Origin of the sequence: Candidatus Tiamatella incendiivivens, assembly GCA_015522635.1 — an archaeon.
GTDB classification, from domain to species: Archaea; Thermoproteota; Thermoprotei_A; order Sulfolobales; family Acidilobaceae; genus Tiamatella; species Tiamatella incendiivivens.
In genome coordinates, this window is the sequence record WALW01000010.1 from 76,024 (window position 1) to 99,521 (window position 23,498).

The window sequence follows — 23,498 nt, forward strand, 5'->3', positions numbered from 1 at the left end:
TTTTTGACTCCGATTAAACACTTTTTCCTATCCGCAACACAAGCATTACTCCTACCGATCAAAGTCCTAACAAACCCATGGGAAGCATACGGTAAACTAAGATACACAGTGAAACAGGCGCCACCAGCAGCCACGGCTATAGCAAACATCTACGCATACAGAGGCTTCTCTATAATAAGTGCAATGCTCATACTAATGGCCGGATTCATCTACCCCATGTATAACATGGCCACACTACGAATAACCCAAGCATTCGGAGGTTTCATACACTCTATAATAGTAACATTCCTATACCCAATGCTAATAGCGATAGCGCTAGGACTCATAGATACGATCCTCATAATCATACCTGCAAAAAAATCCTCGATAAAAACATGCCAGACTACCTTGGCATACTCTTAATAAGAACAAGTAGCCTCATAGGATACGCTGTAAAGCCGGCAATAATAGCCCTCATATATGGGCCAACAGCAGTAACAATCATAGGAATATACGAGCTGAACTTAACAGGCCACATGGCCTGGATCTCAGTAACAGTAACGGCAATAACATATGTTCTAACAGTGATTGGATTAGTGAAAAGCGGTGGACTAGGGAAACCAACGGCACTGATCTCTGCGCGGGTGCCGATAATAGCTCATTTATTGGCTTGATACTATGTATTCGCTGGTTGGTAGGAAAATTATTTAGGTTCTGGGTGTGGATCATAGTTCTGGGTGTGAACTATTCTATTCGATCCTAGGCCGAAATGCGATAGGAGCGAACTATATGATAGAACATCAGAGCTAGAACAGCTCCATAACATCATTGATAACAATACACCATTAACCCTACTAACCGGTATACGGCGTATAGGTAAAACCAGTCTACTATGCGTCTTTATAAACGAAATCAGTATACCCTACCTCCTCATAGATGCCCGGAACCTCCCAGCCAACTATGGACTAAGGGATCTCTACGGCTTGATATCCGAATCCATGTCTAACAAAAAATTCCTAGACAAAATGAAAGATATCCTAGAAGTAGTTAGCGGAATTAAAGTAACAGGAATTGAAGTAGAATTATCATGGAGAGGCAGAGAATCAATATCGCTGGGAACCCTATTCGACTACATGAACAAGAGGAAAATACTGATAGCTATCGACGAGGCACAAGCTCTGAGAGGGCCTAGAGGGGAGCTCTTCCTAAAAGCACTCGCCCACGCATACGATTACGATAGGAACATAATGTTTATACTGGCAGGGTCCGAAGTAGGACTCCTCTACGACTACCTAGATATAGAGAACCCCGATTCGCCTCTATATGGAAGATACATAAACTCAATCACACTTGGAAGATTCACAGAAGAACAATCAATTGATTTCATGAGAAAAGGCTTAATGGAAGCAGGTATAACTCCAACCATTGAATACATTAAATCGATAGTAGAGGTTTTCGATGGTATTCCAGGATGGCTAACCATAGCAGGCAACTATATAGTAACCCAGAAGAAACTAGTAGATATAAGTCACATCGAGGAATACGCTATAAACATAGCTACACGGGAAATCATGAAACTAAGGAAAACCCACGGATCAAGGCTTATGAGAACACTCAAACTACTAGCACAAGGCCATAACACATGGACACATTTGAAAAAAGCATTGGAGGAGAATGAAGGAAAAACTATATCTAAAAGCAGTCTAAGCCGAATAATAAGGACACTAGAAAAACTAAGCATCATAGAAAACTATGAATTCCTAGACTCCATATACAAAAAAGCATCAGAGAGAATCACAGTCAAGAGCCATGGAGACTAGGAATCCTTCTTTTCCCTCAACTCCCTAATCTCTCTCCTAAGCCTATAGATCTCGTCCTCCAATCTATCATCAGATCTATGCATTCTCGATATCCTGTCAACTAGGTAGACAACTACGGCAACTACAACTATAATCGCAAGGAACCAGAATAGGACGCCAACTCCCATCCAGCCCCAGCCACCGCAGCAGCCACCCATCATGCCTTCATGATCGCCTGCTGCGCCGGCGTCAAACGACAAGGCGTTATGGAAAGTTCCTATAATTATTGATGCTGTATTCATTTTTATCACAATTTGAAGTGTAGGATTCAACTATTAATAAGTAGACGTATGTGTTTCTCAGGGGACTATCCTGGTTCCACTCCCGGCTAAAGCTGTTGTGATGGGATTTTCCACAGTACCATCCGCTATAATGGCTTCCCCAACTCCTTTACTAACGGCCTCAGCAGCCATTACCACTTTCCTATTCATACCGGGCCCTATCTTAATGTATAAATCTTCCACATCTCCTGTCCTTATAACACGTATGACTCCATCCTCTAATAGGACGCCTGGAACATCTGATAGAAAGATTAGTTTTTCAGCTTCAAGGGAGGTAGCTATTAAAGCCGAAGCTTGATCCCCGTTAACATTCAACAATTCACCCTCTAATCCTAGGGCAATCGGGCTTACTACCAGAACAGTGCTTATCCCAAGTAATGAACATAAAATACTGCACTGCACATTGCGAATTTTACCAGTATATCCACCAGGTATCACTTGCATTCTTCCCCTCTCATTCAGTATTATAATCCTCTTCTTCCTCTCGGCAGCGAGTAAGCCTAGATCAGCGCCAGAGACGCCTAGAGCTTTTATCCCACGATACTCTAGCCCCGAAACAATCCTCTTATTAAGAAGACCTGCCATAACCATGGTATAAATTTCGAGTTCCTCAAGGCTAGTGTACCGACTCTTCATGCCATTAGGATGAACTACTATTCTAGGTTCAACACCCATTTTCCTTGAATACTCTGTAACAATGTCTCCACCACCATGAACTAACACTATACCGCGTCTAACCGTAGAATTTGAAGCCAGATCATCTAAGAGGTTATTAAGATTTTAGAGTATAACTCTTCCACCAGCTTTAACAACAATAACCATATTCAACCACCATATCAAGGTCTCAACGGGGGAAGCCTTAACCCCTCGTCCTCAGGTAAGCCTAGCATTAAATTCATGTTCTGAACGGCCTGCCCTGCTGCCCCCTTTACCAAATTGTCTATAACGGCAAACCCCGTTACCCTCCCGGTTGATTCATCCACAGCATATCCTATATCAACGTAATTGCTACCTACAACGTTCTTCACATCCGGGTACTTTAAAGGGCTAAGATGAGATAATCTGATAAACCCTTCGCCTAGATAAAATTTGGTATAAGCCTCTGAAACTCTATGAGAATCAATCTCGTCTACAAATGTATGAACGGATGCAAGGGTGCCTCTAACAGCTGGAACAGCGTGAGGGATCAGTGATACTCTTATATTTTTGCTGCCAGATAATCTTGAAAGTTCCTGGGACACCTCTGCCTGGTGTCTATGGCCAGATGGACTATACGGCCTGATACTACCTGACCTCTCAGGATGATGCCTTCCCCTTGAAGGTTTAGAGCCGCCCTCACTGCTTCCTACCTTAATATCTGCTAACAGGAAATCGTTTACTATATTATACTTTACAAGCGGGGTGGCTGCAAGTATAGCAGCTGTAGCATTACATCCTGGCGAGGCAATAAACTGTGACCCCACGATTTCTTCCCTATTAATTTCCGGGAGGCCGTATGCCGCCTTACCTATTAGATCAGGCCTTGGATGGGGGCCATACCATCTTTCATATAACTCTATGTCTCTAAGCCTGTAGTCTGCGCTTAAATCAATAACTCGGATGCCGGAATCATAGGCTTCTCCTATTATCCCAGCCCCTATACCATGCGGGAGTGCATTGAATATAACATCCATGCCAAATAACCTGTCCGGGTTTATCTCAGAATACTTCAACCCCTTATAGAAACCTTGTAGTGCAGGATGGGCGTAATGTACCGGCTTCCTTTTATATTCTCTGCTAGTAACTAGTACTACCTCAACCTCATTGTGGAGGAGGAGAAGCCTTAGGAGTTCTCCTCCAGCATATCCTGACCCCCCCCAAGTATTCCTATTTTAATCAAGCTAACAACCCTAGGGTAGGAGGGTTAGTTTATCAGGGTTTAAATCACTTGAAAACGATATTATTCGTTTTTCAAACCCTCTCTACTAACGGTAGTACTGTTTCAGTCTCCCACTATTGGAACACTTTATAATCCTCGAACCCTTGTAACACTCTCCCGATTAAAGCATCCAAGGTGGTATGTATGGTGAAGGTTAAATGTCCTGTTTGCGGTGAGATGGTTGACGTCCCGGACGATGCTCTTCCAGGAGAATTGATAGAGCATGAATGCGGTGCCCTTCTAGAGGTTGTCGTGGAGAATGGTGAGATAAAACTGAAGATAGCTGAAGACGTGGGGGAGGATTGGGGAGAATAAGGTTGCCTATAACCATAGCCTACGATATACTGAGATGGGAGGAGAAGGCGCTTATCGGAAAAGCCGATTATCTAGGCATAGGGCTCAAATTAATTCACCTGAATAATACAACGCTAGAGCTGGGCATGAAAGGTGAAATAGATGTAGCTCTCATCAGGGCTACATCACAGTATAAGGCCTTAGCATCATCATCAGCTCTAGAGAGTAGCGGTGTGAGAACAGTTAATACTGTAGAGTCCCTATATGCCACATTCGACAAGCTTAGAACTCATAGTCTGCTAGAGAAGGCCGGGATACCGGCACCTAGGACTATCATAGCCTTCTCACAGGAATCAGCTCTCTCCGCAGCGGAAGAACTCGGTTATCCGGTGGTGGTTAAACCGCTTCATGGAAGCTGGGGAAGACTAATAGCGTTAGCTAACGATAAAGAGGCATTGAGGAGTATAGTCGAGTACAGCCAGTACATAGGTCCTCATGGGAGAGTACATTATATACAGGAGTATATTGACAAACCAGGTAGAGATATTCGTACCTTCTGCATAGGAAGTAGCGTACCAGCAGGAATATATAGAGTCAGTAGAGAATGGATAACTAATACCGCCAGAGGCGCACAATCTTTCCCTGCCAAGATAACAGGTGAACTAGAGGATCTAACGTTGAGGGCTTGTAGGGCTGTAGGAGCAGAGTTTGCCGGGGTGGATATTGTAGAAGATAAAGATCGAGGGTTCCTCGTCCTAGAGGTCAACGGTGTACCTGAATTCAAGAATACTGTAAGAGTTACAGGTGTAGACCTCCCAGGTCACCTAATGACCTACTTATTGGAGCTCGCTCAAGATTATACTAGATCCCCCGGTATCCAGAGAGCAGAGCTCGATTATACTCCGCTTATAAACCTCAGCCGCTAAACTAAGCTCTTCCTCGCTTATAACCTCCATTGTACTATGAGCCATAATGGGATCACCAGGCCCGTATGCTGATATACTAAGGGCATAGTGTCCAAGTATATTCCTATCACTAGTCCCTCTCTTAACAACAGGTCTAGGCTTGACGTTCATTCTGAGAAGACTCCTGGATATGCTTCTAGGAACAGGGGTATTCAAGCTAACCCTAATAGATTCTACACCGCCTGAAAAGGCAGTCACACAATCATAGCTCTTGGCTAAGTTATCAATATTCTGTGCTACACTCTTATTCGTCCAGCCCGGTGGAACGCGAACATCAAGCCTTACTATAGCTTTCCTAGGTAAAACATTCCAAGCATCCCGCGCCTCTAGTCCTGTAACAGCTATACTGGGCTCATCCAGGCTTATACTAGGATACGATTTTTTGATGTTATCTATTAAAATAATGGCTTTGTCTAAAGCAGAATCTCCCAAGTGAGGCGTAGAAGAATGGCCTCCCCTACCCATACAGACTACTTCAACGTGGAATCCTCCTCTATAGCCAACAACTACTCTATTCCCACCGCTTGGTTCACCAATAATAACAAACGGTGGAACCAGTCTTTCACGAACAAGCCTCCGCGCTCCACGACTATCTCCCTCCTCGCCGGCTAAACCAGCAAGAGCAACAGGACATGAAGGATTATTCATGGCTACTAGAAGGAGACCTACACTCATACTAGCTAAGGGTCCCTTTGCATCTACAGCTCCTCTACCCCAGACCTTCCCCTCCTGCCAGCCTGGATCTATCCAGCCTTCCACCGCATCTATATGGCCAGCGAGTAATATACGGACTTCCCTAGTATCCGGCGGTGCTAGGAACCCGCTTCCAGCACTTTCAACCCATGCCTTAAGACCATTCTCTTCACCCCACTCTACTAGTTTCTTAACAGCCCTCTCTTCCATGCCAGTAGGGCTGTACTCTTTTAAGAGATTGTAAAGCAGGTTAGCTGCCATACGTCTTGGTGACGCATTCCCTGAATGACTTAGTGACCCATTCAATATCATCACCTGATATCATGTAGGGAGGTAGAAACCTAACTACGGTAGCACCGGCTTTCAAGGCCAGTACTCCGTGGTCTTGAAGGCATTTTAGAATAGGGGTGGGATTATACTTCAATTCCACCCCCAACATGAGGCCTTCGCCTCTAATGTCCCTCACGGAATTCAACTCCAATGCTTCTCTCAGAGAACTCGAGAGCAATCGACCTGACCTTTCAGCTCTCTTCGGCACACCATCGTGGAAAAGAACATCAACAGCTGCTCTTACAGCAGCCATAGCGGCTAGGTTACCTGCAAACGTAGATCCATGCCGACCCCCCGTCAACGATTCAGCTATTTCCTTCACAGTAAAGAGAAGGCTTACAGGATAACCTCCTCCAACCGCTTTCCCGGCAACAAAGATGTCAGGTGATATTCTTGCTTTAGTGTAACTCCATATTCTACCCGTTCTACCGAAACCTGATTGTATTTCATCCACTATAAGCAATGAATCATTTTCCCTCGCCAGCTTTCCAACTAATTCTAGGAAACTGGTTGTGCCGGGTATAATTCCCCCCTCACCCTGAACCGGTTCAACTATAATGGCAGCAGTACTAGTATCAATAACTCAGTATAACTCCTCGCAATCAGAGTTATATTGGGCAAATACAACGTTGTTCAAAACCGGGAAGCCTTTCCTATACCTAGGATTCCACGTAACACTCAATGCTCCCAGCGTCCGACCATGGAAACTATTCTTGAAAGCTATGATTTTCCTTTTACCAGTATAAGCCCATGCTATTTTTAACGCTACCTTAACTGCTTCACCGCCAGTATTCAGGAAAAATACAGTATCATGAGATTCTGGGGCGATCCTAGACAACGATTCTGCGGTCTTGTCTTCTAAATTATTGTAAAATGACAATCCAGGTGAAACGAGTGTAGATAACTGACTCGAAACAGCTTCCACTATAAAAGGGTTAGAATGGCCTAGGAAAGCAACACCATGCCCGTTATTAGCGTCGAGATACTTCCTTCCACCATCATCCCATACATACTGCATATAACCCTTGGTCAACCTAAGGTTTCTAGCGCCATAAAACCTGAATACGCTTAACAAGATATATCATCCTTTACACCCGGGGGGCGTGGTACACCCCTAATAAAACTATTTCCTTCAGATGGTTTGGAAACCGTAAGAAATAGTGCTGAAAAACATAATTTATGCACCCTAAGGGCTAAAACGGCTTCTATAAAACGAAACAGTATCCCGGAGGCCATCCAGCAGGCCAGTCTCCGGCTTCCAATGAATAGATTTCCAAGCCAACTCTATATCTGCTCTACTCCTCTGCACATCACCAGGCCTAGGAGGCTTAAACTCAGGTTCAAGGCAACTTCCAATTACACCGCATATCATATAATACAAATCCTTTATACTAGTCTCAACGCCAGACCCTATCTCCAACACACCAGTATAACAAGTTTTCAACGCTAATAGATTCGCCTCAGCTACATCCTTTACATAAACGAAATCCCTAGTCTGAAAACCTGATCCATAAATAATGGGTCTCCTATCTTTGAGAAGGGCTTCAATAAATGCTAATACCACACCAGCATAAGGGCCGGGTCTCATCCTAGGGCCGTAAACGTTGAAGTATCTTAACGCAATAGTCTTCAACCCATAGTCATCACGGTACCTGTCAAGGAGTCTCTCGCTGAAAACCTTGGTTTCACCGTAAAGGTTAGCCGGGTTCAAAGGATGATCCTCATCCACCGGGAGATATAAGGGTTCACCGTGAACAGCAGTACTGGAAGCAAACACAACCCTATCCGCATCAAGCAACCTAGCCAACTCCAACACATTAACAGTACCCTTCACATTCACGTCCAAAGCACGTTGCGGGTTACTCATCACCTCAACAATATTAATCAATGCAGCAAGATGAACAATCCCAACAACACCGCCGCTAGAAACTGCCCTCGAAATCTCCCCTCTCAAAACACTCCAATCACTCACATCAACCCTTAACACACGCAGCCTCCCATCACTCCTAGGCAGATTATCGAGGCTACCGGAGTAGAAGTCATCTACAACAATAACATCATACCCCTCCGATAATAACAGATCAACGGTATGACTGCCGATAAATCCAGCTCCACCAGTAACTATTACATCCAAGCCAGCAATCCTCCAAACCAAACAGATTGTATAGCAGAAAAATAAAGAATTCATCTCCCAAAAAAGAACATACTAATAAAACATACCCTAGCTTCTGGAGACAAGATTATATGATATACAATGACAAAAAAAGAACAACCCTGAAAACAAGCGGGGATCAAATATAGGATCTCAACCTCGTGTTGAGGGATAAAAATGGAAACCCCGATCGTCATAGATGTCATAAACGAACTCATCCTCCGGAGAAAGAAGAAGATACGAAGACAAATAGCCTAAGAACCTGCAACCAAGGACCTGTTGCCCTAGGAGAAGAACAGGCTCCTCGCTGAAAGGCTCCTCGGGAAGATGTACAACGACCTCTACGCCAAGGGAGAACTCGCCTACAAGGAACTCAAAGAAAAGGAAGACTAGCTGGATCCAGCCATAAGGGCAATGTTGGAAAAATACAGGAAAATTGATGTTATTGCTTCGCTATACGAGGATTTTGGCCGTGTTCCTTGGTTAGAAGTTGTATAGTAATTTCTTGTTATTGTGTTATTAGTGTGTAGAGTATTATTGCTGCTGTTACGAGTGCTAACGTTATCGTATAGGTGTTTATGTAGGGGGTTCGTCTTGGTTTTATGTTGAGGGTTATTATCGCTATTAGGGAGCCTGCTGTTATCCCGGTTATGTTTTGTATGGTTATGTTTAGTGCGTTCATGCTTCCATGGATGTTTACTGGTAGGAGTAGTGCTGATACCGTTAGGGGTGGTAGGAGCGCTGCTGCTATGGCTATTCCCGCTATTGCCTCTGTTACTTCCTTCCTTGTAGATAGTATGGCTGCGTAGCCTAGGAGTATTGAGAGTACAGCGTATAGTGGAGTTAGAATGGTGCGCGAGATTATCTCATTGCTTGCCGGGATAGTTATTCCCTGCTGTTTTATTGCTAGGGATATTGCTAGGATTGTAAGGTAGGCTGCTCCTGTTAGAATAATTATGTTCAATAGGCTTTTCCATGTATCCCTAGGCTTTCCGAAGGCTAGGTTTAGTGAGAGAGAGTATAGCGGGCCGAGGAGAGGGCTTAGGAGCATTGCCCCTATTACTATGGCTGGACTGTCTAGCCATAATCCTATTAGCGTTATCATTGAGGCGAGTGCGGCGAGTAGTGTTTTCCCGGGGTCTATTCTGCTTAGTTGCCTTGCTTTCATTATCAGCTCGTCCACAGGGGTTTCCATGGTTGATGGTTTCATATTCATTGTTCTCTTTACAGGTCCTCCTAGGATTATTTTCGGTTTGTCCGCCGTGACTATGTTTTCCTTGTACCTCATGTCGAGCGTGTTCTCTACTTGGGTTAGAAAGTCTTCTACCTCTCCTTCCGGTACATACGCTATTACTGTTCCATCTCCATAGGTTATGTTATATTGCTTCTCTTTGAGGAGCCTCTTGATCTTATCCTCTTCTTCTCTCCGATAGTGTATTGTTACTCTCCACAAATGAATAGCCCCATTAATCGTTTGGTTAGGAGGGTTGTTTATTTAACTGTCTATTCACTGAATTTAATCATAGTTAACATGTATGGTGGTTGATATGGTAGAGATTCTCGAGCAGACTGTGCTTACACCCGATATGGATCAGGAGAAATTCATATCATCTATGGACCCCGTTAGTGCAGCAGCTCTCCTCCCCGGGTTAGAGGAAGTTGAGCGTATGGATAACATTGTAATTGTAAAGCTACGCCATCGCATCGGGCCTATGGGGGTATCTGATGAGGGTGTTATACAGATTAAACCATGGGTTGACAGGGCTCTATTCAAAGTTGACACTGATCATATAAGGTATAGGGTTGAGTTTGTCGTCGACGGTGTTGGGCCGAGGACTAACGTCAAAATCATCGTCCGAACTATAGCTAAGAAGGACTTGGTAAGCCAGCTGATCCCTGTTAAGGAGAAGATCCTTATGAGTAGGTCTATTGGATTGGTAGCCGGTTTAGCCCGTCAGGCTGGGGCGTCCATGGTTCTTCCTCTGTGGAGGAAGGAGCTAGAGTATTGAGTTAAGCGTTTTAGCCTCCAATTCCCCCTAAAACATTTCGGTGCAGTAAATAGTGCATAGAATCATTTCCAGGGGATATATCAGGGATCCTATTCATGGTTACATACTTTTCGATAAGAAACTGGAGAAACCGCTTATAGATCACGAGTTAGTCCAGAGGCTCCGCCATATAAGACAGCTACAGCTGACATACCTAGTATACCCTGGGGCAACACACTCCAGGTTCAGCCACAGCATCGGTGTTATGCATCTCGCATGCAGGTTTGTTGATACACTCCTATCCAGACTGGATGACGACGATATGGACGGGTTCAGCAGGGATTCCCTAATAGAGTCAGCTAGGATCCTAGGATTAGTCCATGACATAGGCCACGGCCCCTTCAGCCATGCTTTCGACGAGTCAGTATTGACTAAGCATTACAGGAATAAGAAGGACGCCTTGAACCACGAGGCATTAGGTAGAGTAATATATGACTGGTTCATCAAGGATGAGCTGCGTAAACAGTTCTATGGTACATCCCTAGAAGGTTCCGAGGAGATAGTTTCATCCGTATTAAACGATAGGGAAGGAAACAATATTCTAAAGCTCATACGGTATGCTGTCAAAGACTTCTACTACCCGTCTGATCTACTTGATTTCCTAGTAAGAGACTCGTATTATACGGGCACAGTAGAGTATGGGTTTATAGACGCCTCAAGGCTGATGGAGTCAAGCAACCCAGTTAAACTTGACAATGGCTCATATAGAATAGCGCTCGACAGGAAGGCGGATGGAGCCCTACGAGGTCTTTTGCAGGCCAAGGTCTCTATGTTCGAATATGTCTACCTCCACCACTCGAACAGGGCTTATGACAGGCTTCTCAAGAAGGTTCTCGGGAAATACGCGTTGGATCTAGGATTAGTAGAGGCTGTTGAGAGGCTTTTGAATAAGGATCCGTCAATGTATTCAAGGCTATGGGACGATGTTGTCTACTATAAGATAATTCACCTTGATGAAGCCTTGTGCCCTAGTGCTGGATACTTGAAGAGGAGGTATAGTCCTTGGAAGCTTGAATATACCCCTCTCCGCATACCGTTGATCAAAGCAGTACCACAGCATATACTAGATAATATAGTAAGCCATGTATCAGACATTATTGCCGATAAGATAAAGTCGAGTTCAGATAGGATAGAGGAGTTCTGGGTTGAAGCAGCTGAAATAAGGCCGATACCCTCCACGGTAGAGGAGCCAAACGGCCATGGAGACTTCCTCTTCGCATACAAGCGGGATACCGGTATCAGCGTCGAGAAGATAAGCCCTGAGAGATTGACAGGTATACTGGGAGTGATCCCCACACTCCACATCAGAGTATATGTAAGAAGAGACGTTTATGCTACACTAGGCAAGGATAGGGTTAGAGAGATTATCTACACCGCCTCTGAGGATGTGATGAGAGAGTTGGATGAGGCGTATAAGATTAGTGACCTGATGGCTTTATCAATGAAAGAAGGATTAGAAGGGCATGAAAGGGTGACAATGTAAGCTTTGACAATAAAGTACATGGTAACAGGCATTGGAGCCAGGGAGATAGAGAAGGGCTCTACTGTAGTCTATGAGAAGTGGATAAAGCGGAAGGAAAACATCCGGTCAGGCTCACTAGTCGAGCTAGAGACAAGTAATGGTGTAAAAGCATGTGGTTTATGGGATGGAGCAGGCCATGTAGGAGCTAGAATACTATATTATGGTTCATGCAGTTCAAATGATCCCATCGAAGCCATAGAATCAAATTTGGAGACAGCTTTCAGGTTGAGAAATAAGGTAGGACTAGGCGATCCTAGAACAGGTTTCAGGTTGATTAATAGTGATGGAGACCTGATGTCAGGGCTGATAATAGATGTGTATAATGATGTAGCTGTTATCCAGTCTAGTAGCTTAGGGTTTGACCGGTACCTGCGGATGATAGCTGCATGGCTTACGCGTGAAGTAGGCGTCAACAGCGTATTCGAGAAAAGTGTGCAGAGGAGCAGGCGTGACATAGGGTTAAAACCTAGGAGAAGATGGCTGCTTGGAGGTAAGAGAGAGACGGTCATAGAAGAGTACGGTGTACGCTTCATAGTTGACGTAGAAGAGGGGCAGAAGACCGGGTTCTTCCTAGACCAGAGGGCTAACAGGAGGGAATTCGGATCTTACGCTGGTAAGGAAGACAGTGTACTAGACGTTTTCGCCTACACAGGAGGCTTCGGGTTACATGCAGCTCTTAATGGAGCCTCCAAGCTTGTATTTATCGAGGAAGACCCTAGTGCTGTAAAGATTCTTAAGAGGAACCTTGAGTTAAACGGTTTCTCGAAGTACGAGATCATCGAGTCATCTGTATGGCACGTAATAAACAAGGTAAAAGGCGGTTATGACCTAGTGTCAATAGATCCGCCAGCATTCATACAGGAGAATAGTAAAACTTCTATAGAGAAAGGAGTGAAGGCGTACAGAGAAATCTATAAGTATGGTCTAGAGCGTACTGGTAAGGATGGAATAATATTTCTCTCAAGCTGTAGTTACTTCCTCACACAGGAAATGTTCGTCCAGCTAATAATGAAACTAGCATCAAAACTGAATGCGAGGATGATAGGATCCGTTAGAAAGGCAGATAGGGATCACATGGTGAATACTGCCAGCTATCTAGAATACCTCAAAGGCGCATTTATCCACCTATCATAAACCCTCATGCCTTACCTTAAGATTATAGACCCTATCCAAGACCCATATTACATCTAGGCCGCTAGTCTCGACAAGGTCCGGTGGTACAGGTTTGACGTAGAAACGGAAGCCCCCTGATTCTAGAGCGGAGTCCACCCAGAGTGCTATGTCATGGAAGGACTTATTCAAACCTGTCTTCAATATCAAACGGATTGAACGGGCGATGAACTTTACCTGCCCGTCTTCCACTATTCTAGGATTCTTATCGACGGGGAACTCTAGTAGACCGGTTCTCTCATAGTCTATGAGGATCTTCTTTTTCATGCTCTTAATCTTCCTTACACTCTTAACTCCTAGGAAAACCCTTGTCTTAGGCAGGCCTATATGATCACACGAGGAATCCTCTTCTCGCCCTATATGTTCGGGAGTAATGGGCTTGGTTATTACCTGGGGATCGTATTTGACCATTTTTATTAAGTGTGTGGCTTGTGGTAGGAAGGAACTAGAGGCTGTTGTTATAGCTGTAAATGAGACGTTATGATGCTCATATAACTTTCTCACCGTCAGGTTCAGCGGTTTTATGGGATCCTCCGGCATAAGCTTCATCATTATATTATCCTTATATAATAGGTTGGTCGCACTGGTATCCTCGTCAAACAATATGTGCCTCACACCTAATTCCAAGCTCTCACTAATAGCTGCAGCCATACTCGTTGACCCACTGGCGTCTATCGTATTGAAGCATACAGTGTCCCTGCCGTCGGGTAGGGTGTTGAAGAATAGGCTTATGTCTGTGCAGGTGATTATGCGGCCGTCCTCTGATTGGACAAGGAAGGTATCAGGCCTCGATATAACATGCTCTCTTCCATCGCCAGGTATATGATTGTAGATTCCTTCAAGGATGGCTTGTAGTAGAGTTGTTTTCCCATGGTAAGCCCCTCCAGTCAAAAGGGTTACTCCATCCTCAACCAACATGCCTCGGATACAGCCATGCTCAACGCAGATTTCCCTTTCAAGCTCGGGAGGTGACTGAAATGGAATAGCATCCTCTAGTGGTTTCTGGCTGAAGCCGGCTTCCCGTGGGAGAATAGATCCATTACCTATTATGAACGAATAGCCGTTCTCTACTAGCCACCTCCTCACTTCCGTTTGGAGGATATAATAGTGTATGTGATTCTTCAAAGGATCCCGTTGCCCGAGCATTTCAACTAAACCCCTAATTACTCTCGGGACCCTCTCTAAAAGTACCCGCCTAGCCATTCTACCGTTAACTCTCCTACCTATAGACGGTAAACCTACCCATAGTCTAAGAACCATATTAGCCTTATCGAAGACTACAGTACTCCTGTACAACATTCTAGGCGAAGGCTTAGGCACGCTTATCAGGCAACTGTTCCCATTACCGCATCGCTCCGAGTATTTCCCCGTAATCCTATGTAGGAGTCTGCTGGCATAATCAGATAATGGCTTATATACTAAGGTGCTCTCTATATCTAGGTCCTCCAGTTTATGTGTTTCTATTGGTAGCTTAGCTTCGAGGATAGACGGCGGGGCGTGCGTGTCTCCTTGTATAGATGTTAGTTTAAGCGTGTATTCCTTTGATGAAACGGTTACATCGTATAGATCTTTATAGGACCCATAGCCTCTACCATCAAGTTTTCTGAGTACTCTATCCAATTCGGTGGGGGATATTGTTCTAGGCAAAAACTATACCTCATTGAAGGGGGTTACTCCCCCTTTTCTCAGGCTCCCCCGGTTCCTCCTTGGACTCTCCTTCTTTCCCCTCTTCCTTCATTTCACCTTCAAGTTTCTTAAGCTCTTCCTCAAGCTCCTGCTCGATCTCCTCTATAGGCTTGGGCGGCGGGGTTGTGGCTAACGTATAGCCTATCCATGCTAGGATACCGAAGACTGCTGCCACCGCTACGAAGCCTGTGAGTTTAAGTAGTATGATACCATATGTCGTGGCGAATACTCCGTAAGTGTATAGAATAATGACTATAATGGAGACAACGGCTATGCTCCAACCAATTCCTTGATCCTTATTCAACGTGTAAAACCTCCGAATTAACGTTTTATTCCTTAGTTTAAGTCTATTTTCTAGTTTGGTAGTATAAAGATTAATTAAAAACGTTATGTTGCTTTGAAATAACCTCTTATATCAATGCAAACCCCCTAATGAGAGCTAGTAATACGATGAAGAGTATGCCGACGAACACCAGTATGACCAGGAGAGGGATTATAAATAGGAGCAGTGGCAGGATGATTGCTAATATGAAACCGTAGATAACTCCTTCAACGATACTATCCTTCCTAAACATGCCGTAAAGCAATCCTAGGATAAAGCCCAGTAAAGCAATCGTTGTAAGCGTGAACACTACATCATCCCTCTTGGATATAGTTTAGCCTGTTTCAATAAATTTTTCTCCGACATAATTAACCATTAATTGGGGTACGGGAATTGTCATTCTACAAGCTTAACGAGCATATGACTTTGATACTAAGGAAAATACTCAACTCCGGGTTAGCAGCGGCGGATCCTAGGGAAAGAGTAATGGAAACACTGTCTGTTGAGGGGAATTGCATAAAAGTGAAAGGGAAAAAGTACTGTGGATATAGGGAGATTTACGTTGCAGGATTTGGTAAGGCATCTAGAAGGATGGCTGAAGGAGTATACAGTGCAATAGGCGGCTTAATAGAGGATGGCTTAATAATAGTTCCAAAGGGATCGCCGGCAAATCCTATAGGCTGTATAAAAATATTGGAGGGAGAGCACCCTCTCCCCAACGGCTTAACACTATCATCGAGCCTTAGACTACTAGACTATCTAACCAGCCTCCCAGAGGATTCCCTGCTAATCCTCCTCATATCCGGTGGGGGCTCTGCATTATTTGAGGTTCCCGCAGGCAATGTCTCCTTAAAGGATATCTCACAGACTGCTGGGATGCTGATGAAGAGCGGAGCAGATATAGTGGAGCTAAATGCTGTGAGAAAACACTTATCCAAAGTAAAGGGAGGCCAGCTCCTCAGATACATAAACCCGTCGAAAATAATATCACTAATAATAAGCGACGTAGTAGGAGATAGGCTAGACTCTATAGCGTCTGGTCCAACTGCACCTGACAAAACAACATTTCAGAATGCGTTTAATGTCCTAGTGAAGTACGGTTTATGGGAAAAGGTACCTGAAGGAGTCAGATCACATATAGAGAATGGAGTCAAGGGCCTGGTTCAAGAGACGGTGAAGAAAGGGGATCCTCTACTCTCTAAGGTTAAGAATGTTATCATAGCTAGCAACAGCATTTCACTCAAAGCAATGGGTGAAACCGCTAAGGTGGAGGGATGGAAGACTATTGTTCTCACCTCTAGAATGAGAGGCGAGGCTAGGGAAGTAGGTAAACTCATAGCCGGCATAATCGAGAGTATTTCCTATGAGAATATGCCTGCAAAGCCTCCAGTTGTGCTTTTGGCGGGTGGAGAGACCACAGTCACCGTCAGAGGAAGAGGAGTAGGTGGCAGGAACCAGGAGCTATGTCTTTCAATACTGTTGGAACTCAGCCAACAGGATATAGGTTTTACAATAGCCTGTATGGGGAGTGATGGAATAGACGGTACTAGCCCGGCGGGAGGAGCATACATAGATTCTGCACTCTATAGGGAAGCATTATCAAGGAACCTTGATCCAAAAAGTTATCTATTAGAGAATGATAGCTACACTTTCTTCAAACGATTAAATAGGACAATAGAGACAGGCTATACAGGCACAAATGTTAATGATTTCCTTGTAGCGATAATACGCTGATTACTAGAGTAAATGGGTAATTGATAAGAACTACTCTGCCTAATCTGATTCATGTAGGGAAGTGACCTGGTCTTGAATAGGGACAAACTAGCCAAAGGACTCATTGGTGCAATAGGGAAAGAGAAGGTTATAGTTGACCCTTCAATAATTAAACTATACTCAAGGGAGCCGAGCGGCTACACTGCGAGGGAACTACCTCTAGCTGTAGTATTCCCTGAGACGGTTGACGACACCTCAAGGCTGGTCTCTTACGCTTATAAGCATAACTTGAAGATCTACCCGCAAGGCTCAACGACAAGCCTAGCAGGATCCGCTGTCCCTCTTAACGGCGGCATAGTCCTCAGCTTGGAGAGGATGAAAGGTATCGTCGAGACCAGCATAGAGGACAGCTATACTATAACAGAGCCGGGCGTGAAGATAGACGAGCTAAACGACCACCTGGCAGGATATGGTTACATGTTCCCAGTCGACCCCGCGAGCTCTTCTGTAGCTACAGTTGGAGGAGCAGTCAATAGTGGAGCGGGAGGCATGAGGGGAGCCAAGTATGGGACGATGAAAGACTGGGTTCTGGGGCTTCAAATAGTTGTACCAGACGAAAAGGGCTCTAATATGTGGATCGGGTGTCGGACACTAAAGTGTAGGCAAGGATACGATATAACAAGGCTTATAATAGGCAGCGAGGGGACCCTCGCGATAGTCACGAAGGCGGTACTGAAAATAACACCTCTCCCCGAGAATGTTGTAACCGCGCTGGCTTTCTTCCCAAACCTTGAACAATTATCTCAGACCGCTGTAGACTTGAAGAGCAGCGGGGTTCAACCGTATATCATGGAGTTCCTAGATGAAAGGACTACACAAGCAGCTATAGAGCTAGCGGAGACCAATGTAAAGGGAAACGGGGCAATGCTTCTGGTAAGCATAGATGTAAATAAGGAAGCCATTGATAGGTTCCTCAAGTGGCTGGTGAATCTCCTTAGAAGCAATGGTGCAACAGAAATCTACACAGCTAAGACTATGGAGGAAGCCGAGGGGAATGGCCTCTTCGATCTGCGACGTTCACTATTCCCTGCCCAAAACTATCTATCAAGGAAGATGCTTGGAATAGAGAATCCTATGATTTATATTGAAGACATAGCAGTGCCGCCCTCCAAGCTAGTGGAGGCTGTCGGGGAGATAGCTAGGTTGGAAGAGAAATACGGGCTCCCTACATTCATGGGAGGACATATAAGTGACGGTAACCTCCATCCCGCTGTGGGGTTCAACCCTGGAAACCCTGATATGGCTAGTAAGGTTGAGGAATGGTTTTATGGTCTAATGAGAATAGCGATAAGCTTAGGAGGAACTGTTAGCTCCGAGCATGGTATTGGATTGATGAAGAAGAAAGGATTAGAGATGGAGTTAGAGGCTCACGGAGCAGCTATGATGATCGGTGTTATGAAGAAGATAAAACAGGCGTTTGACCCTAAAAACATTCTCAACCCTGGGAAAGTTATCTGAATATGGAGAGGGAAAACGGTTTGACTGAAGAATTGAATAATATCCTAGAAGAGACGGGGAAATGCCTATACTGCGGCTTCTGCGAGGCGGTATGTCCAACACTCCCCTTCGGCCCACACAGGGGATACGGTCCCCGTGGAAGAGTCTACCTCGCTAGGGAGATAGCCTCCACGGGGAAAGCTAGTGGAGAAGCTCTCTCCAGTATATTCTCCTGCCTAACATGCGGGGCCTGCACAATAAAATGCCCCACCCGGATAAGCGTGGCAGGTCTCGTTAAGAAAATGAGGAGCCTCGTACTATCCGGTAGAATAGAATCGGATCTAGGTATGATAGTTATAAAGTCAAGGTAGGTGTATAAGGTTTGTCCTCTACAAAGGAGATAATCTCATTCATATCAGAGAACACGCGTAGAACGAATCTACCCCTCCCAGCCCCGAGAGACGCTCTCTACAGATGGGCACTAGACGTTAAGCCTCCTAGAAAAGGCGAGTATATACTCTACACTGGAGGACTCTACCAACTTATCCCTCAAATAAATAGCCTAGTGAACCAGCTAGAAAGCCTGACCGAGAGGAAAACAGGGGCACTAGCACTTAGGTTCGCGAAAGCATTCTCAAAACTAATAGATCTATCCAAAATAGCAAAACCCCGGAAAAAAGACGTGGAGTACAGCAACTCCATACTAAGAGGAATAGCTGCTCTACTAGACTCTGCTGGAGTAAACTATGGATACCTCTACGAGGACGATATGTACAGTGGGATACTCCTACACGACATGGGGCTAGAACAAGACTTCGCTATACACGCGGGTAAAGTCTACAGCAAACTAAAAGAACATAATGCTTCTAAAGTAATTACAGTAGACCCTCACACTACATACGCCCTAACAAAACTGTACCCAGAATACATAGACAACTACAACCTCGAGGTAGTGAACTACCTTCAACTACTCCACGATAAAACCTTGGAAGGAGAACTAACATTCAAACAGGGCGAGAAGGGAGAAGTAGTCATACACGACCCATGTTACTATGCAAGATTCCTGGAAATACTGGATCCTCCACGGGCACTCTTGGAAGCAGCAGGCTATAAGGTATTGGAACCGAGGAGAACACGTAAAATGACCTACTGTTGCGGGGGACCGATAGAATCCCTAAGCCCAAGGCTAGCATTGAAAATAAGTGAAACCAGGGTAAAAGAACTACTAGAGAAATCTCCTAGAATAGTTACGCTGTGCCCTATATGCTATGCAAACCTATCCAGATCCACCCCTAATGACTCGACTATTAAGGACATAGCCATCTACCTAAGCGGTGCACTCCCCGGTGAACGGGAGAGGTGACCAGGTATAACAAACGCAGACAAAGTGCTTGAGAAAGTGATGGAAGACATAAGGAAGGCACTGGATAACCGTTCCTTCCAAGAAGGGGTAAGCAGAGCGGCACATAGTGCAGAAGTGAATGTCCCAAAAATACTCTCATCCAACCCCCACATAGTAGAGATGGCTAAGGAGGTAAAGAAGGCCAAAGAAAGAGTAATTGCAAACCTGGATTACTACATAGAACAAGCAGTTGAAAGCCTAAAAGCAGTACAGGCAAAACCATACTTAGCAAAGACACCGGAAGAGGCCAAGGAATACATACTAGGCATGGTCGGTTCAAGTAAAACAATAGTCCTCTCAAAAAGCATGGTAGCTGAGGAAATAGGGTTGCGAGGGTATTTAGAGGAGAACGGGAACGAGGTATGGGAGACTGATCTAGGCCAACTACTAGTCCAATTGGAGCATGGGAAACCCATGCATACCACAGCACCCGCAATACATTTGACAAGGGAACGGGTAGCAATACTACTCAGAGAAAAACTAGGAGCAGAGCTCTCTGAAAGCGATCCCCCTGAGAAAATGGTTCGATTCGTCCGAAGATTCCTCAGGGAAAAATTTACTAAAGCAAATGTAGGAATAAGTGGAGCCAATGCAATAGCAGCTGATACTGGAGCAATATTCCTAGTAGAAAATGAGGGAAACATAAAGCTAGTAACAGGGCTGCCTGAGAAGCATATTGTGGTAGCTGGAATAGAGAAAATTCTCCCAACAGCACTAGACGCGTTCAAAACAGTTCTCGTACAAGCAGCCTATGCGGGCCTATACCCTCCTACATATCTCAACATAATAGCAGGCCCAAGCAGCACGGCGGACATAGAACACACAAGGGTATACGGAGCTCACGGCCCACTGGAACTCCACGTAGTACTCATAGATAATGGAAGGAAGAAAGCTGCAGAACACCCGTTCCTAAAAGAACAACTCAGATGTATCAGATGCGGAAGATGCCAATACGAATGCCCGGTATGGAGGCATACTGCAAACTTATGGGGAGGGCCAGCATACGGTGGACCCATGGGAATAAACTGGACAGCAATAACTCTGAGTGAGGAGGTGGCTTCTGGTTTGGCGGTGTTATGCTTAAACTGTAGGAGGTGTAATGAGGTGTGTCCTGTTGAAATACCATTGTCTGATATAATTAGTAAGCTCAAAGTCGATTATTCTAAAAGGATAAAGTAAGCTTAGTATTGCTAGTAGTAGCAATGTTAACTCTGGATCCCAGGGTTAAAGTGTATTATTTGAAGGTTGGGTCAGACCTCTGGGCTCAGTCATCTGTAAATCAGAGCTTTTAACCCCAATCATCCCCGTTTGTAACGATTGTTAGAGTTTATAGAAGATAAATTGCACCTATTGCTACTACCTATGCACTATATCCCTACTGGAATCCAGGTGCCTCTCCACCTGTAGGAAATCACTAATATCATTGTGGTTTAGCTTTACGAACCTTTCCAAACTACCGACATCATACCATGACCCCGAGTAAATATAGCCCTTGACTTTCCTCGCATTACTTATAGACCAGGGGACAAGGTCCCCCATGATATCGAAGTTTGTTCCAAGCCCATCACTATAGGCTTCTACCACGAGGTTTCTTTCAATTACAACTATTCCAATAGTCACCTTCAAGGAAAGCCATGGTTTCTCAGTTAAACTAATGATGTTACCGTCTTCATCTGTTTCAGCTACACCTACAGGAACATTACCTGCCAGCTAAGACTACTGTCATATCAGCATTCTTCTCTCTATGATATCTTAATAGATCCGTCACGTTCACAGTGGCTAGTATATCACCATACCAGACAACAATAGTTGGGTCTGTTATTACACCAGTCAATACAGCTTTAGCAAGAGATCCTCCAGTATTCCTGTACTCGTCACTATCTACACTGTATTTAACATTCATTCCCAGCCATTTTCCATCTCTGAAATAGTTGTATATTTGCCTCCACTTGTATCCTACGAGGAGTACAGCCTTCCTTATATTATGCCTCCTCAGCCAGCTTAAAATATACTCTACAATAGGCTTCTCCTCGCCACCAACAGGTATCATAGGTTTTGAAACTATATCGGTAAAAGGCTTGAACCGCTTCCTCTCTCCACATGCTAGGATTGCTGCTGTAACATTATCCAATAATCATCGTCTAAGTAAAACATCTTTTAATTGTATTCATATTTATTGTATGATCAACAAATATATACGTTTTGTTATTTTAAACAGAAGATATAGATTTACCTATGAATAAGTTAACATTGCGATTGCTACTGGTTCCTGAAATAAAAGCAATTGGTTCCCATCGCCTCTTTATGTAGGCTAATCTGTAGCTGATAGAAAAGGTGTTCTAGTAGGTATTACTTCAGTATTACCGGTTAACGGCAATAACTCTGAGTGAGGAGGTGGCTTCTGGTTTGGCGGTGTTATGCTTAAACTGTAGGAGGTGTAATGAGGTGTGTCCTGTTGAAATACCATTGTCTGATATAATTACTTGAAGCAGTGCATATGCAACGGGGCGCGTGTTCCTGTTTTTCTTTTCTTAATGCATGGGGCTTAGTTCATCTGTTCCTGTGAACTTCGGTGTGATAGGGTTTTTATATGCCTCTAATACTATTAAACCTGAATATATGGTACAATTAAAAGAGGTAATTACCTCTAAAGGTGGTATAAATGAATCGTGGGATAGTTATCCTAGTCATAATACTAGTTGTATTGCTGGGAGGAATTGCATACACCTCTCTAGGAGGGGTAAATAAGCAAAACCCTACTGTTACAGTAGCTACAATACAATTCGGAATATCCACACTAGACCTCATTCAGTCAGGCACCGTTAAGCCAAGTGGAATAAATGTAAAGGTAATGCGTATACAGCTAGCTCCCGACGTTGCAACAGCCTTGCTTAAAGGTGATGCTCAAGTAGCTATTCTACCAGTGGATGTGGCAGCGAAATTATTCGAGACGGGGAAGAATATAACTGTTATTGCAGTTGACATGTACCAGAACCAAGCAATCCTAGTACCGGTGAATTCTACGTTTAAGGATCCAACAAACCTCAAAGGCAGAACGATTGCCTCTCCCATCGCTAGTGGAACATTTGCTATGTTCAAATCATATATGAAAGCAATATACAACATTACAGTCCTGAATCCGGGTCAAACAGGTGGTGGAATAAATGTTGTCAACACACCACCCGCCCAAACACTCGATGCAGTAATGAAAGGTGATGCTGACGCTGCTGTTGTATGGGAGCCTATAGTTTCTCAAGCACTAGCGACTGGTAAATTCAGGGTTCTAGCGTCATATATGGATCTATGGAGCAAACTAGGCTATAATGATAAGCCTGTTATGGTTGTGTGGGTCGCTAGAGGAGACTGGGTTAAGAATCACCCTGACCAGGTGGAGGAGCTTCTAGAGGCTAGGGAGGCGGCTGCATTATTATGGGTCAATAATAGGAATGCCACCATTTCCAGTTTAGAGAGAATCTATGGGTTAGATAGCAGGGTTCTAAACATCCTTTATAATAGAACGCAAATATGCACTGAAGAAAGGGTTACAACTCCATTACTGGATAGCATTAAGCAAGTGTTAAACCTAGCTGTTAACGGTGGTTACATTGAAACATCTGACATAGACTATGGGAGATTCGTATACATGCAAGGCTGGAAGTGAACTGGT

General features: G+C 44.4%; 22 protein-coding genes and 3 pseudogenes. 14 read left to right on the top strand and 11 right to left on the bottom strand.

The features are described 5' to 3' along the window. Window positions 1–3: 3 nt before the first annotated feature. The 3 genes from F7B60_02425 (at window position 4) to F7B60_02435 (ending at window position 1,799) form a co-directional block, all read left to right on the top strand. Window positions 4–402 (top strand): hypothetical protein, encoded by a 399-nt coding sequence (locus F7B60_02425; GenBank protein ID MCE4614375.1) that lies wholly within the window; start codon window positions 4–6, stop codon window positions 400–402. Beyond that, window positions 375–653, top strand: coding sequence for a hypothetical protein (locus tag F7B60_02430; GenBank protein ID MCE4614376.1), 279 nt, complete (start codon window positions 375–377; stop codon window positions 651–653). The genes F7B60_02425 and F7B60_02430 overlap by 28 nt, the downstream gene beginning before the upstream one ends. Before the next feature lie 153 nt (window positions 654–806). Next, window positions 807–1,799 (top strand): ATP-binding protein, encoded by a 993-nt coding sequence (locus F7B60_02435; protein ID MCE4614377.1) that lies wholly within the window; start codon window positions 807–809, stop codon window positions 1,797–1,799. On the opposite strand, the gene F7B60_02440 is transcribed toward F7B60_02435, so the two are convergent. The 3 genes and pseudogenes from F7B60_02440 to argC form a co-directional block, all read right to left on the bottom strand. After that, window positions 1,796–2,080, bottom strand: a complete 285-nt coding sequence (locus F7B60_02440) for a hypothetical protein (GenBank protein MCE4614378.1) — start codon at window positions 2,078–2,080, stop codon at window positions 1,796–1,798. The genes F7B60_02435 and F7B60_02440 overlap by 4 nt on opposite strands. Window positions 2,081–2,137: 57 nt before the next feature. After that, window positions 2,138–2,842 carry a [LysW]-aminoadipate/[LysW]-glutamate kinase gene (locus tag F7B60_02445; GenBank protein MCE4614379.1) on the bottom strand — a complete coding sequence of 235 codons (705 nt, stop codon included), beginning with the start codon at window positions 2,840–2,842 and terminating at the stop codon, window positions 2,138–2,140. A gap of 113 nt (window positions 2,843–2,955) precedes the next feature. Then, window positions 2,956–3,915, bottom strand: a pseudogene (gene argC / locus F7B60_02450) (N-acetyl-gamma-glutamyl-phosphate reductase). 266 nt (window positions 3,916–4,181) lie between these two features. Between argC and F7B60_02455 the strand changes: the two are divergent. Together F7B60_02455 and lysX are read left to right on the top strand one after the other, a co-directional pair. After that, window positions 4,182–4,352, top strand: coding sequence for a sulfonate ABC transporter (locus F7B60_02455; GenBank protein MCE4614380.1), 171 nt, complete (start codon window positions 4,182–4,184; stop codon window positions 4,350–4,352). A gap of 2 nt (window positions 4,353–4,354) precedes the next feature. Then, on the top strand, window positions 4,355–5,257 hold the full coding sequence (gene lysX, locus F7B60_02460) for a lysine biosynthesis protein LysX (GenBank protein MCE4614381.1): 903 nt from the start codon (window positions 4,355–4,357) through the stop codon (window positions 5,255–5,257). On the opposite strand, the gene F7B60_02465 is transcribed toward lysX, so the two are convergent. The 4 genes and pseudogenes from F7B60_02465 to F7B60_02480 all read right to left on the bottom strand — a co-directional run bounded on the left by F7B60_02465 (window position 5,168) and on the right by F7B60_02480 (window position 9,924). After that, window positions 5,168–6,295 carry a M20/M25/M40 family metallo-hydrolase gene (locus F7B60_02465; protein MCE4614382.1) on the bottom strand — a complete coding sequence of 376 codons (1,128 nt, stop codon included), beginning with the start codon at window positions 6,293–6,295 and terminating at the stop codon, window positions 5,168–5,170. The two genes, lysX and F7B60_02465, sit on opposite strands and share 90 nt — an antisense overlap. After that, window positions 6,240–7,337, bottom strand: a pseudogene (locus F7B60_02470) (aspartate aminotransferase family protein). Before F7B60_02470 ends, F7B60_02465 begins: the two are co-directional and overlap by 56 nt. Before the next feature lie 168 nt (window positions 7,338–7,505). Beyond that, complete coding sequence (locus tag F7B60_02475) at window positions 7,506–8,453, bottom strand: SDR family NAD(P)-dependent oxidoreductase (GenBank protein MCE4614383.1); 948 nt, start codon at window positions 8,451–8,453, stop codon at window positions 7,506–7,508. Between the two features lie 526 nt (window positions 8,454–8,979). Beyond that, a complete protein-coding gene (locus F7B60_02480; protein ID MCE4614384.1) occupies window positions 8,980–9,924 on the bottom strand; it encodes a TIGR00341 family protein in 945 nt (314 codons plus the stop codon). A 94-nt stretch (window positions 9,925–10,018) separates the two neighbouring features. Between F7B60_02480 and F7B60_02485 the strand changes: the two genes are divergently transcribed. The 3 genes from F7B60_02485 to F7B60_02495 are packed head-to-tail and all read left to right on the top strand — an operon-like array spanning window position 10,019 to window position 13,175. Continuing rightward, the gene (locus tag F7B60_02485; GenBank protein MCE4614385.1) at window positions 10,019–10,480 is read left to right on the top strand and encodes a hypothetical protein; all 462 of its coding nucleotides are present in this window, start codon (window positions 10,019–10,021) and stop codon (window positions 10,478–10,480) included. Between the two features lie 52 nt (window positions 10,481–10,532). Next, the gene (locus tag F7B60_02490; protein ID MCE4614386.1) at window positions 10,533–12,002 is read left to right on the top strand and encodes an HD domain-containing protein; all 1,470 of its coding nucleotides are present in this window, start codon (window positions 10,533–10,535) and stop codon (window positions 12,000–12,002) included. Between the two features lie 3 nt (window positions 12,003–12,005). Beyond that, window positions 12,006–13,175, top strand: coding sequence for a class I SAM-dependent rRNA methyltransferase (locus tag F7B60_02495; GenBank protein MCE4614387.1), 1,170 nt, complete (start codon window positions 12,006–12,008; stop codon window positions 13,173–13,175). Here the strand turns inward: F7B60_02495 and F7B60_02500 are convergent. The 3 genes from F7B60_02500 to F7B60_02510 all read right to left on the bottom strand — a co-directional run bounded on the left by F7B60_02500 (window position 13,170) and on the right by F7B60_02510 (window position 15,529). Beyond that, complete coding sequence (locus tag F7B60_02500; GenBank protein MCE4614388.1) at window positions 13,170–14,858, bottom strand: ABC-ATPase domain-containing protein; 1,689 nt, start codon at window positions 14,856–14,858, stop codon at window positions 13,170–13,172. The two genes, F7B60_02495 and F7B60_02500, sit on opposite strands and share 6 nt — an antisense overlap. Window positions 14,859–14,868: 10 nt before the next feature. Further along, a complete protein-coding gene (locus F7B60_02505; protein MCE4614389.1) occupies window positions 14,869–15,201 on the bottom strand; it encodes a transcriptional regulator in 333 nt (110 codons plus the stop codon). A gap of 106 nt (window positions 15,202–15,307) precedes the next feature. After that, window positions 15,308–15,529, bottom strand: coding sequence for a hypothetical protein (locus F7B60_02510; GenBank protein MCE4614390.1), 222 nt, complete (start codon window positions 15,527–15,529; stop codon window positions 15,308–15,310). 83 nt (window positions 15,530–15,612) lie between these two features. Here F7B60_02510 and F7B60_02515 point away from each other — a divergent pair, with 83 nt between their 5' ends. The 5 genes from F7B60_02515 (at window position 15,613) to F7B60_02535 (ending at window position 21,010) form a co-directional block, all read left to right on the top strand. After that, complete coding sequence (locus tag F7B60_02515; GenBank protein MCE4614391.1) at window positions 15,613–16,953, top strand: glycerate kinase; 1,341 nt, start codon at window positions 15,613–15,615, stop codon at window positions 16,951–16,953. Window positions 16,954–17,025: 72 nt separating this feature from the next. After that, on the top strand, window positions 17,026–18,450 hold the full coding sequence (locus tag F7B60_02520) for an FAD-binding protein (GenBank protein MCE4614392.1): 1,425 nt from the start codon (window positions 17,026–17,028) through the stop codon (window positions 18,448–18,450). Window positions 18,451–18,470: 20 nt separating this feature from the next. Beyond that, a complete protein-coding gene (locus F7B60_02525; GenBank protein ID MCE4614393.1) occupies window positions 18,471–18,800 on the top strand; it encodes a (Fe-S)-binding protein in 330 nt (109 codons plus the stop codon). Between the two features lie 11 nt (window positions 18,801–18,811). Beyond that, window positions 18,812–19,792: a (Fe-S)-binding protein gene (locus F7B60_02530; protein MCE4614394.1), complete on the top strand. Its 981-nt coding sequence runs from the start codon at window positions 18,812–18,814 to the stop codon at window positions 19,790–19,792. 39 nt (window positions 19,793–19,831) lie between these two features. Beyond that, window positions 19,832–21,010, top strand: coding sequence for a lactate utilization protein (locus F7B60_02535; protein MCE4614395.1), 1,179 nt, complete (start codon window positions 19,832–19,834; stop codon window positions 21,008–21,010). A 177-nt stretch (window positions 21,011–21,187) separates the two neighbouring features. On the opposite strand, the pseudogene F7B60_02540 reads toward F7B60_02535, so the two are convergent. Next, window positions 21,188–21,962, bottom strand: a pseudogene (locus F7B60_02540) (nucleotidyltransferase family protein). Window positions 21,963–22,493: 531 nt separating this feature from the next. Between F7B60_02540 and F7B60_02545 the strand changes: the two are divergent. Next, the gene (locus tag F7B60_02545; GenBank protein ID MCE4614396.1) at window positions 22,494–23,492 is read left to right on the top strand and encodes an ABC transporter substrate-binding protein; all 999 of its coding nucleotides are present in this window, start codon (window positions 22,494–22,496) and stop codon (window positions 23,490–23,492) included. Window positions 23,493–23,498 lie beyond the last annotated feature (6 nt).

Coding starts and splice junctions, on each gene's coding strand:
- F7B60_02430 (MCE4614376.1), top strand. CDS start 375: ATGCCAGACTACCTTGGCATACTCTTAATAAGAACAAGTAGCCTCATA.
- F7B60_02440 (MCE4614378.1), bottom strand. CDS start 2,080: ATGAATACAGCATCAATAATTATAGGAACTTTCCATAACGCCTTGTCG.
- F7B60_02455 (MCE4614380.1), top strand. CDS start 4,182: ATGGTGAAGGTTAAATGTCCTGTTTGCGGTGAGATGGTTGACGTCCCG.
- F7B60_02485 (MCE4614385.1), top strand. CDS start 10,019: ATGGTAGAGATTCTCGAGCAGACTGTGCTTACACCCGATATGGATCAG.
- F7B60_02535 (MCE4614395.1), top strand. CDS start 19,832: ATGGAAGACATAAGGAAGGCACTGGATAACCGTTCCTTCCAAGAAGGG.
- F7B60_02545 (MCE4614396.1), top strand. CDS start 22,494: ATGAATCGTGGGATAGTTATCCTAGTCATAATACTAGTTGTATTGCTG.